At 61.1% G+C, this 11,625-nt stretch carries 7 protein-coding genes and 1 pseudogene; 6 read left to right on the plus strand and 2 right to left on the minus strand.

What is annotated here, in order from left to right:
• Nucleotides 1-113 precede the first annotated feature (113 nt).
• Nucleotides 114-527: a hypothetical protein gene (locus ABJK70_RS12835; protein ID WP_347258164.1), complete on the minus strand. Its 414-nt coding sequence runs from the start codon at nt 525-527 to the stop codon at nt 114-116.
• A gap of 757 nt (nt 528-1,284) precedes the next feature.
• On the opposite strand from ABJK70_RS12835, the gene ABJK70_RS12840 reads away from it, so the two are divergent.
• From ABJK70_RS12840 to ABJK70_RS12865, 6 genes are all read left to right on the plus strand, one after another.
• Complete coding sequence (locus tag ABJK70_RS12840) at nt 1,285-1,533, plus strand: hypothetical protein (protein WP_156881065.1); 249 nt, start codon at nt 1,285-1,287, stop codon at nt 1,531-1,533.
• A gap of 696 nt (nt 1,534-2,229) precedes the next feature.
• A complete protein-coding gene (locus ABJK70_RS12845) occupies nt 2,230-2,856 on the plus strand; it encodes a PEP-CTERM sorting domain-containing protein (protein ID WP_086133844.1) in 627 nt (208 codons plus the stop codon).
• 618 nt (nt 2,857-3,474) lie between these two features.
• Nucleotides 3,475-6,459 carry a calcium-binding protein gene (locus ABJK70_RS12850; RefSeq protein WP_347258165.1) on the plus strand — a complete coding sequence of 995 codons (2,985 nt, stop codon included), beginning with the start codon at nt 3,475-3,477 and terminating at the stop codon, nt 6,457-6,459.
• Between the two features lie 230 nt (nt 6,460-6,689).
• Complete coding sequence (locus ABJK70_RS12855) at nt 6,690-8,459, plus strand: type I secretion system permease/ATPase (RefSeq protein WP_347258166.1); 1,770 nt, start codon at nt 6,690-6,692, stop codon at nt 8,457-8,459.
• Nucleotides 8,459-9,781: an HlyD family type I secretion periplasmic adaptor subunit gene (locus ABJK70_RS12860; protein ID WP_347258167.1), complete on the plus strand. Its 1,323-nt coding sequence runs from the start codon at nt 8,459-8,461 to the stop codon at nt 9,779-9,781. The genes ABJK70_RS12855 and ABJK70_RS12860 overlap by 1 nt, the downstream gene beginning before the upstream one ends.
• A gap of 3 nt (nt 9,782-9,784) precedes the next feature.
• The gene (locus tag ABJK70_RS12865) at nt 9,785-11,128 is read left to right on the plus strand and encodes a TolC family outer membrane protein (protein ID WP_347258168.1); all 1,344 of its coding nucleotides are present in this window, start codon (nt 9,785-9,787) and stop codon (nt 11,126-11,128) included.
• A 51-nt stretch (nt 11,129-11,179) separates the two neighbouring features.
• On the opposite strand, the pseudogene ABJK70_RS12870 reads toward ABJK70_RS12865, so the two are convergent.
• Nucleotides 11,180-11,413: pseudogene (locus tag ABJK70_RS12870) on the minus strand (IS3 family transposase); the annotation flags it as partial.
• Nucleotides 11,414-11,625: the final 212 nt, after the last annotated feature.

Here is an 11,625-nt window from a genome sequence, read left to right on the forward strand (position 1 = left end):
TCAGATACACCGTAATGAGTTGAGTTTGCCAGTCCATGGTCGTCTCTCCGAGGGGTGTTGCAGAACCCTCCTCAAGAGACACCAATGGGCTGGCATCTTCTCTCCGTTAGCTCTTAATTCGCATTAATGATCCGCTGGATGATCGCAGCTCGAGAGTGCCCCTCCTGAAGCGCCTTGAGAGGCTCAACCTCACCCACCATCCATAAGCGAGGCCCGTAGCAGAAGAAGCCGACTCCGAGCGTGTTGCTGATCAGTTCGATGTCCTTCTTAAACCGAGCAGCAGTCGAGATGCTCGTTTTCTGATGTTCGTTGAATTGGACGATCGGCGCTGCGCCATAGTCGCACTTATGCAGAGTTCCCCACACGAAAAACCTATGAGCAAGCGCTTCAACTCTCTCTTTTGTTAGTTTTCGCCCGGAAGCTTGACCGCAGTTCTGGCACTTAGAATCGTCTGCGTCGCCGATTCGTTCGGCATCCAGTCTCAGGCCCTGATCGGAAAAGCAGTTCGAACACAAAACGAAGCTCATTTAGGTTCCTTGGCCCAACTTAAAGTCGACCTCAAATTCGATATCTAATCCGGAAATGGAAAATATCCAACGTCTTGCTTTGCGTCAAATGCGATATCTTATCCGAAAGGCCAAATAATCCGAATCTGGAGAAGGGATCGAGCTTTCGTTATTTTGCTTACGCCACGCACACGGCGTTCGTTTCCCACCGCGTTTTCATTTCGCCCAACAGTACGGTAGATCAAGAATCCCTTCCCGACACGGCTGCCGGCAAAGGATGGCTGACCTACGACTTTGCCGGAAACGCAGAGCCTGTCCTGAGCGAAGCCGAAGGGCTTATTCCGGCCTAGACATTTTCCGATTCGGTGTCAGAGAGCCCGATAGGTAGGTCGGCAATCCCTTCCCAATCGCAAACGGTCGCTTTAGTCGCGACCCTTCCGACAAACTCCTTTGCCGACCTACGTTCTTCCCGCCCGACACGAAGCCGTACATTGGGATGAAAAACGCTCTATGAGTCATATCGGCCTGTATTTTGACTTGTGAGGGGCAGTTTCCCATGGCGCGCCGCTATATAGCGGTGAAAAATGCTTAATTGCTCCGGCAGCTTAGTGGAATCATGCCAATGATAGCTGGTATGGGATGGGCTGAGCCTGCGCAGCCCATCGATCGCGAACGATGCCTGTCCTGAGCCCAGTCGAAGGGCCTGTCCTGAGCGAGTCGAAGGGCGCTTCCCGATGGTCGGCACATCCTACGGACTGCATTTGTCGAAAATCGCTCTTTGTGCCATAGCAATAACAGCCGTGTCTTGAGCGCGGCTGTCGCCGGAGCCCAGGCGGGCGAATTGATCCATGAATACGTCTTGGCAATGTGCAAGAATCTGAAGGTATCCGATCTCGCCGGGACCATACACATCTACCCGACCCTGGCGCAAATCAACCCCCGCCTGGCCGAGCAACGTCTCAAGGCTGGCCTGACCCCGACGGCAAAACGCTGGCTTAAATGCCTGTTTGGCTTGCGCGGCAACTAGTAGTACAGCCGCAGCTGTTCCCGCCGGTGGCGCCGATAATGGCAATCTCGAGCGCGGACTTCAGGCAGCAAAAACCCTACTCACTTCAGCGTCAGCACGAGCGTAACCCATTGAATCTACGATGATGAAAAAATCAAATCTGCGCGGATTCGAGCTGATAAGCTGGTTTAGATGACTTTTTCAACACAATCGGCCAAAAGCCGCCAGTCGCCAAATCTCCGTGGACGGTCGGTTCCTTTGGAAAAATCGGCCATTTTGCGGCAGCGACGTGAAGTGCGACGCATCCCCAGCATATCCGCAGAGTTACTGATTCGGTAACTAGGGCTAGATCATGGCGTCCGAGAAGGATGACTACACGTCCAGCGAAACAGCGGAGTGATGAGGCGCTAACCGATTCGTCCAAACTTTCGTTTTTCTGCTCTCCCGCTAAGCGGCCGTTCAATTTCAAATGGCGTTTCTGTGTACGGCCTGTTACAAGCATGTCAGGATTTTTTACAGAGCCCCAAAGATACAGAGGGAACCGCTGGGCGCGAGGCACTCTAAAGAGTTTTATTTCAAGGTCTTACGGTTAGTATTGGAGGCGATGGCCTAAATCCTGCTTGGCACTTCGAAGGTGCTAGGGGGTCGTTCCGAGGCGGTAGCGACGGTTTACCATCATGCTCACTCGTGAGCGCAGAATTAGGGAAAGTGAGACCAATGAAAACTCTGTGGATAATCGTTTGCCTAGTCGCTTCGTGCCTTGCCTGGGGAAGCGCGCATGCTCTACCGACGCTGCAGGTGACTAACGGCATATTGACCGGGGCCACCGGCGTCGAAGTCACCGTCAACAACGTGACCACGCTATACGATGTCACATTTCAGGGTGGGACCTGTGCCGGGTTGTTCAGCGGGTGCGATTCCAGCAACGATTTCGTGTTTAAGACGGAAGGGGAGGCATTGGCCGCCTCGCAAGCCTTATTGGACCAGGTCTTTTTGGACGGGGCCTTTGGTGCCTTCGATTCCGCCCCGGATACAACCGCGGGGTGCTCAGATTTCGTTCTTTGCATGGTGCTGACGCCCTATGATTTTGGGCTCACCGTAGGCGGGTTGGCCGATGTGGGTTTTGCACAAAATCTGTTTGGCCCGTTGGACGACGTTTCTGGTCTCCTGATTGTTTCCCCCTCGGACGACCTAACTTCCGAAAGCTTCATCTATGCCGTGTGGTCCCGCGTACCGACCAACAACGTCCCGGAGGCGCCGTCACTGGCGCTGGTGGGGGCGGGCATGATGGCCTATGCCGTTTTCCGCCGCCGGAGTTCGAGTCAGCGCAACCGCGCTCGGTAAGGTTCGACCAACAAGCTTCACACGCGCTGCGAGTCATCTGCGCGCGATATCCGAACCCCTGGCTGGGGCCGGGCGAGACTGGTGGGGAAGGTCGCGATTAAAGCGACGTTTGCGATTGGAAGGGGTGGCGATTAACGCCACCGTTTGCGATTGATTCGACCAGTGCGCCGACCGCCGGGACTCGTCGCCACGATAGGTTCTTTTGGATGACCGGGATGCCATACAAGGGTTTCGTAAAAAAATCCGCCGCAACGCTGGATTTTTTGAACCTTTCTCGCTCGGAGGGAGAAATACCGATACGACGCGTCAGTGGGAGGTGCGGCGGGCGGTGTCATGGCTGGGCCGGATAGACCGGCAAGCGCTTCGAGATCAGGGCCATGAAAGGGATGATCGGCCATGGCTCCGTTCAGGTTCTTGTGAATGTACCGCCGGAGTTAGTCCGAGCGAAATCGGGAGGCGGGCCGAAACGATGATCCGGCACCGCATTTTGAGCCGAATCCCGATAAGAAGTTTCGGATGGAGCCGGATTAGGACGGGGCGTTCAATCCTTAACCCTAGTCCACCGAAATTTCATACGGCGTTATCGAGTGATCATCAAAAATAATTAAGGAGAAAACCATGGGTATGTCCAACCTCGGCCGGAAACAGCCGGTACCCGCACCAGAAGTGCTTGCATTGGATCAGCTACCGTTCCGAGCCCCCTCGGAGAGCGGTCTGTCGACCGAAGATGTCCGACCGCTCGCTCTTACCGCAAGCGCAGACATCACCACCCAGACGGTCACCGGAACGTTCACACCTTCCACCGGGGTTCTGACGGCACTCGGTGATGCATTCGACAACACGATCGAATTCAGCCGCAATGCGGCCGGAACCATTCTCATCAATGGCGGCGCCGTTCCGGTCGGGGGCGGTACCGCGACCGTCGCCAACACGAGCCTGATTCAGGGATTTGGGCTGGGCGGAAACGACACCATCACGCTCGACGAAACAAACGGTGCTTTGCCCCGCGCCAACCTTTTCGGCGGCACGGGAAACGACACGCTGACCGGCGGCTCGGGCGGCGACCAGCTCTTCGGGCAGGCGGGCGACGACGTCCTCTTCGGCAAAGGCGGCGTCGACTTTCTGTTCGGCGGTTCTGAAAACGATACGCTGACCGGCGGCGACGGCGATGACCAGATGTTCGGCGAGGCCGGCAACGACCGTATGATCTGGAATCCGGGCGATGACAGCGATCTGATGGAGGGCGGAACCGGCATCGACACCGCGGAAGTGAACGGCGGCAACGGCGCCGAGGTGTTTACGGTAACCGCCAACGGATCGCGCGTCCGTTTCGACCGCCTCGACCCGGCCCCTTTCGCACTCGATATCGGCACGACCGAGAATCTCGTCGTCAACATGAACGGCGGTAACGATACGTTTTCCGCAACCGGCAATCTAGCGAGCCTCATCCAGATCACTGTCGACGGCGGCGCCGGCGACGACACGATCCTGGGCAGCAACGGCGCCGACGTTCTCCTGGGCGGCGACGGCGACGACTTCATCGACGGCCAGCAGGGCAACGACGTCGCCTTCCTCGGCGCCGGCAACGACGTATTCCAGTGGGATCCGGGCGACGGCAGCGACACCGTCGAAGGCCAGGCCGGCTTCGACACGATGCTGTTCAACGGCAGCAACGTGGCCGAGAACATCGACGTTGCCGCCAACGGCGGCCGCGTGCGCTTCTTCCGCAACGTCGGCAGCATCACCATGGACCTGGACGACGTCGAGCGGATCGATTTCAGGGCGCTGGGCGGCGCGGACAACGTCGTGGTCAACGATCTGTCCGGCACGGACGTGACCGAAGTCAACATCGATCTCGCCGGAACGCTCGGCGGAGCGGCGGGCGATGGGCAGGCCGATACGGTGGTCACGAACGGCACGGGCGGCAACGACATCATCGACGTGTTCGGCGCCGGGACATCGGCGTCGGTGGTCGGACTGGCGGCGCAGGTTAACATCGCCAACAGCGAAGGCGCCAACGATTCGCTCGTCATCAACGGCGGGGCAGGCGACGACGGGATCACTGCGACCACCCTCCCGGCGGGCGTGATCAAGCTCGTGATCGACGGCGGCGCCGGCAACGACACGATCCTGGGCAGCCAGGGCGCCGACGTCCTCCTGGGTGGCGACGGTGACGACTTCATCGACGGCCAGCAGGGCAACGACGTCGCCTTGCTCGGCGCCGGCAACGACGTGTTCCAGTGGGATCCGGGCGACGGGAGCGACACCGTCGAAGGCCAGGCCGGCTTCGACACGATGCTGTTCAACGGCAGCAACGCGGCCGAGAACATCGACATCGCCGCCAACGGCGGCCGCGTGCACTTCTTCCGCAACGTCGGCAGCGTCACCATGGACCTGAACGACGTCGAACAGATCGATTTCAACGCGCTGGGCGGTGCCGACAACATCGTGATCGGCGATCTCAGCGGGACGGACGTCACTCAGATCAACATCGACCTGAGAGGCACCGGCGGGGGCGGCGACGGCGCGGCGGACACGGTCACGGTGAACGCCACGAATGGCGCCGACGTGTTCGGCGTCGCGGGCGATGCCGGCGGAATTACCGTCTTCGGTCTGCCGAGCCAGGTGAACATTTCCGGCCAGGAGGTTGCGAACGATCGGTTGACGCTCAATGGTCTTGGCGGGGATGACGTCATCGATGCTACCGGTCTGGAGGCTGGCGCAGTCCAACTGACGATGAACGGCGGCCTCGGCGCCGACGTTCTACTCGGCAGCGAAGGGGACGATCTGTTCAACGGCGGAGACGGCAACGACCTCGCAATCATGGGCGCGGGCGACGACACCTTCGTCTGGAATCCGGGCGACGACAACGACATCCTCGAAGGCCAGGCCGGCTTCGACACCATGCTGTTCAACGGCGCGAACGTCAGCGAAAACATCGATATCTCCGCCAACGGCGGCCGCGCGCGCTTCTTCCGCGACGTCGCCAACGTCACCATGGACCTGGACGACGTCGAGCGGATCGATTTCAGGGCGCTGGGCGGCGCCGACAACATCGTGGTCAACGATCTGTCCGGCACGGACGTGACCGAAGTCAACATCGATCTCGGCGCTTTCGGCGGCGGTAGCGACGGCCAGGCGGACACCATCTTCGTCAATGCGACCCAGGGGGACGACGTCATAATCGTCGTGGGCGATGGCAACGGAGTCTCCGTGCTGGGTCTTGCGGCCCGGATCAACATCACGAATTTCGACCCGACAATGGACCGCCTCGTGATCAACGGCCTCGCCGGCGATGACGTGATCGAGGCGTCGGGGTTGACGGTGGGCAGCATCCAGCTCACAGCCAATGGCGGCGATGACGACGACGTGCTGATCGGCGGTGACGGCAATGACGTGCTGCTCGGCGGCGCCGGCGACGACGTGCTGCTGGGTGGCGCCGGACTCGATGTGCTCGACGGCGGCACCGGGGACAACGTTGTGATCCAGAGCCTGGTGAGCGGTTCGACCACGGAGGGTGCCGGGATTGCCCCTCTGGGTATTCCGGAGATCAGCCTGGTGGGCGTAGGCGCGGAGCTGCAACAGAACGAGTTTCTGATCTAGCGGGTCTCCTCTGATCCGATATGGCGGTTCGCCCGCGAAAGCCCGGTTGCCCTGCCTTGCCGCCGAAGGCGCCGGGCAGGCGCAGCCGGCCTGATTCCGGTCAGAACACGAGCGCTCATGTTTCGGGAAGGAACGAATGCCCGATCCGCAAGGCCCGGCTTGAAGGCTGCCCGCTCTAATTTCATGCGGAGCGTTGAGGGTATCCGTTCAGCCTCTACTTAGGAATTCGAATGGGTACCCACCAACCGCAACCACAACACCAGGGTACATGGGTCCGGTCGGATCTGCGCCGGGCGCTGCAAACTTGCCGGACCTCCTTCTGGTCGGTAGGGTTCTTCAGTTTCTTCATCAACTTGCTGCTTCTGGTGCCGTCGATCTACATGCTGCAGGTCTACGATCGCGTGCTGAGCAGCGGCAGCGAGTCGACGCTCCTGATGCTGACGCTCATCGCGGTGTTCCTCTTCATCGTGATGGGCGGGCTGGAGTGGGTCCGTACCCAGATTCTGATCGTTACCAGCGCGCGTCTGGACAGTCTCCTGGGCGGGCGGGTTTTCGATGCGGTGTTCGCCCAGTCCCTCGCTTCCGGGGGCAGGATATCGTCCGCGCAGCCTTTGACCGACCTGCTACAAATCCGGCAGTTCCTAACCGGGCCGGGCCTCTTCGCGTTTTTTGACGCCCCCTGGTTTCCGGTTTATCTGGGGATGATGTTCCTGTTCCATCCGGTTTTCGGGGCAGTCGGCCTGATTTCGGCGTTCGTGCTGGCGGGCCTTGCTGTCTGGAACGAAGCGGCTACCCGCAAACACCTGCAGGAAGCCAACCGGCACGCCGTGGAGTCCAACCAGTTCACCCAGCGCAATCTGCGCAACGCGGAAGTGATCGAGGCCATGGGCATGCTGCCCCGGATGCGGACCCGCTGGCAGGACAAGCAGACCCTGTTGCTCGAGCTGCAAAGCCAGGCCAGTGCCAAGGGCGGCCTGATCGCCGCGCTGTCGAAGACTTACCGGCTGACCATCCAGTCGCTGATCCTTGGTCTCGGCGCCTATCTGGCCATCCACAGGGAGATCACACCGGGTTTGGTGATCGCGGGTTCCATACTGCTGGGCCGCGCCTTGGCGCCTCTGGACCTGATGATCAGCACCTGGCGGGGTTTTTCGCAGGCGCGGGCCGCTTACCAGCGGCTCGACGAACTGCTCAGCGCCGCCCCATACCGCGAACCGCCGATGCCGCTGCCCGCCCCGAGGGGTGAAATCCTCCTGGAAAGCGCCGTCGTCCAGCCGCCGGGCGCGTCCGCCCCGGTGCTCAAGGGCATCAGCCTTCGGATCGAACCGGGCACCGCACTGGGCGTGATCGGAGCCAGCGCCTCCGGCAAATCCACCCTGCTCCGCGCGATCCTGGGGCTTTATCCCGTAAGCCAGGGGGCCATCCGGCTTGATGGCGCCGAAACCACCCAATGGGACCGGGAGGCGCTGGGCAACTACATCGGCTATCTGCCTCAGGACGTCGAACTTCTCGACGGCAGCATCGGCGAAAACATCGCGCGATTCGGCACCGTCGACCCCGACAGGGTAGTGGCGGCCGCCCGCGCCGCCGGTATCCACGACATGATCTTGCGGCTGCCGGAAGGCTACGACACCAAAATCCTCGGCCACGGCAATATCCTCTCCGCCGGACAGCAGCAGCGGCTGGGACTGGCCCGCGCCTTGTTCGGCGACCCGAAGCTGGTGATCCTGGACGAGCCCAATTCCAACCTGGATCAGGAGGGTGAAAATGCCTTGGTCGCCGCCCTGGCCGAACTGAAGCGCAAAGGGTGCACCGTGATCGTGGTCACCCATCGCAAGAGCCTCCTGAGCCAGGTGGACAAGATCGTTCTGCTGGCGGAAGGTCTGGTGGCCGTGTCGGGACCGCGCGACCAGGTTCTGGCGAGCTTGCAGAATTCGACGCCGCGGCCGGCCGGCGGCCTCCGCCCCGTCGCGGCCGCTCCCGTCCACAATCCGTCTTGATGGCCGTGACGACCTCAGCCCAGCCATCGCTGCTGACCGACGACCGCCGTTTCCGCCGGCTCGGGTTCCTCGTCGTTTTCGCCATCTTCGGCGGCCTCGGCACCTGGGCGGCCCTCGCTCCGCTCAGCAGCGCAGCGCTGGCCCCGGGCGTCATCACCGTGGAAAACTACCGCAAGACGGTCCAGCATCTGGAAGGCGGCATCATCAAGACCATCCGGGTCCGCGACGGCGATTCGGTCGAAAAGGACCAGGTCTTGGCCACCCTCGACGACACCCAGCCGCGAGCCCAGCTCGAAGTCCTGCGCGGGCAGTATTACATCGCCGCGGCACGGGAAGCCCGCCTGATCGCGCAACGCGATGGCCTGAATGAGGTCCGCTATCCTCCCAATTTGCTCGTCCATGCAGACGATCCCCGGATCGATGACGCCATCCGCATACAGAACCACACTTTCACCGTCCGCAAGACGGCCCACGACGGCGAGATTTCCCTGTACCGGCGGCAGATCGAACAGCTCCGCGCCAAGCTCAAGGGTTTGCAGGCCCAAATCACCAGCCGTGATCGCCTGGTGAAGTCATTTCGGCACGAACTGGAGGATTTCGAGGCCCTTCTCAAGGAAGGCTACACCGAGAAGCAGAAAGTGCGGGAACTGGAGCGCAATCTGGCACAAAGCGAGGGCCAGCGCGGGGAATTGGCGTCTGAACTGGCAGCCACCGAACTACAGATCAGCGAGACCGAACTCAAGATCCTCCAGCTCCAGAAGGAGCTGCAGCGGGAGGTCGCGAAGGAACTGGGCGAGGTCCAGGCGGCCCTGTTCGAGTTGCGAGAAAAGATTCAGTCCCTGGAAAGCACAGTGGCGCGCACGGTCGTCAAGGCACCGGAGCCCGGCATGGTCCTGGGTCTGTCCGTGCACACCCTGGGGGGCGTCATCCAGCCGGGGGGAAAGATCCTGGACATTGTTCCGCAGGATGAGCGCTTGGTCGTGGAAGCCCGGCTGTCGCCTCAGGACATCGACCGTATCCAGCTCGGCCAGATGGCGGAGGTGCGGTTTACCGCCTTCAAATCCCGCGATACCCCAAAAATCGAGGGCAAGCTGATGGTTGTTTCCGCCGACCGTCTGGTGGACGAACAAACCCAGACTTCCTATTACCTGGCGCGGGTGGAAATCACGCCGGAAGGGCTTCAGGACCTGGCCCGCCAGAAACTGGACCTGGTGCCGGGCATGCCGGCCGAGGTCTTGATAAATACGGGCGAGCGCACCCTGTTCGAGTATCTGACCGACCCCTTCGTGAACACCGTCACCCGCTCCTTTATCGAAGATTGATCCATGACATTAGCCGGTTTCGGAAAGGGCCTCCTGTGCCTGGCGGTACTTGCTCTGCCTTCGGCCTCTTGCGCCGAGTCCCTGCTGGAGCTGTACCAGCGCACCCTGGAAACCAACCCCGTGCTGAAAAGCCGCGAATACTCGGTGGATCGAGCCAACGCCCAGAAAGACCAGGCATTCAGCAAATTGCTGCCGCAGATTTTCGCGGTCGGGAATTACTCTTACAACGATCTGCATCAACAGGCCGGACAAAGTTCGCTGAGCCTGAGCAGCTTGCCCGCGATCGATCAGCAATACAGCGGCCTGCGCGGAACGGTGCAGTTGCGCCAGGCCTTGTTTGACCTAGCCTCTTTCTATCGCTGGCAGAGCGCCGAAAATGTCATTTTGCAGTCGGAGCAGGAACTCGAGGCGGCGCGCATGGCTGTCGCGGGGGACCTGGTGGACCGGTATCTCAGGGCAGTCGAGGCTACCGACAACATCGCCTACGTGGCATCGGAAACAAAAGCCGTGGAAAGCCAGCTGAAAGGCCTGCAGCGGATGTACGAGCGGCAGATGGTGAAGGTGACCGATCTGTACGAGGTCGAGGCCTATTACCAAACGTTGGCCACCCGCGGGATCGAGGCGCGAAATGCCAAGGATGTGGCGCTGGAGAAACTGCGCGAGCTGGCCGGGGGTTCGGTGCGGGATGTCAACCCGGTCGGCCGGGAGCACTTTCCCCCCGTCCCGCGCGCTCCGGACGAATGGGTGCAGGAAGCGACCCGTAACAACCCGGCCCTGACCGCGCTACAACACGGCATCGACGCCACAGACAAACTGGTGACCAGCAGCCGGGCCGAGCATGCTCCGCTGCTTACCCTGCAGGTCTCCGAGACCTATGCGGACACCGGATTCGATAACCGTTCCCAGCCCCCTTACAACGTGTTCACCGCCGGCGTGCAGCTCACCGTCCCGATCTTCGAGGGCGGCCGGGTTCAGGCGGGGGTGAGGGATGCACAAGCCAGGCATCGGATCGCCCGGGAGCAGTTCGAGCAGAAGCGCCGAGAAATCGAACAGGAAACACGAACGGCATACCTGGATGCCATGGCCAGCTACTCGCGGATCGACTCCACCCGCCAGGAAGTGCGCGCGCAGGAGAAAGCCGCCGAGGCCCAGGAACGCGGCTATGAGCTCGGCGCTTCGACGATCGTCGACCTGCTCGAGGCCCGGCGCCGGCTGCTGAAGGCACGCGTCGAGCAGGCCAAGGCCCGCTACGACTACATCCGCGGGCTTGTTGGATTACAGGTCAGGGCCGGCAGTCTGTCCACGCCGTTCATGGAGGAGATCAACGGCTGGATGGCCGGGAAGTGATTCAGCGAGCGGGGCACGCGTTTGAAGAGCAGCGTCCAAAGGTGGCCTCCATTACCGCCAGTGGCGCCGTTGGCGGTTGTAGAAGATCTCGATCCATTCCGTGATGTCCGCGATGGTTTGTTGTCGCGTAGCAAACCGCCGGTGACGGACCCGTTCGTTCTTCAGCGTGCCCCAAAAGCTCTCCATAGGAGCATTTGGAGGCTTGAAACCGAACTGCTCCAGCAACGCCCGATAGGCATGGGCACAACACTGGCTCCCCTGACCGGAATGGTGAATCAGGCCTGGAGCGGCAATGCCGTTAAGTTAAGACGAATAACGTCACCCCGGCAGGGAATGCCGGGGTCCAGACGCCATGGACGGCAGAGGCCTCTCACTTCCTTGTGCACTGGATTCATGCCGCACAGTCCCTGTGCGGCACCCTACGGGCGCTTCGCGTGCAAATCGGCCTCGCCGCGCTACGCCGTCCCGCTTCGCTCGCGAGTCCTGGGCAGTCCTTC

Source organism: Methylocaldum sp. (assembly GCF_039794385.1).
In the GTDB taxonomy this organism is placed as follows: domain Bacteria; phylum Pseudomonadota; class Gammaproteobacteria; order Methylococcales; family Methylococcaceae; genus Methylocaldum.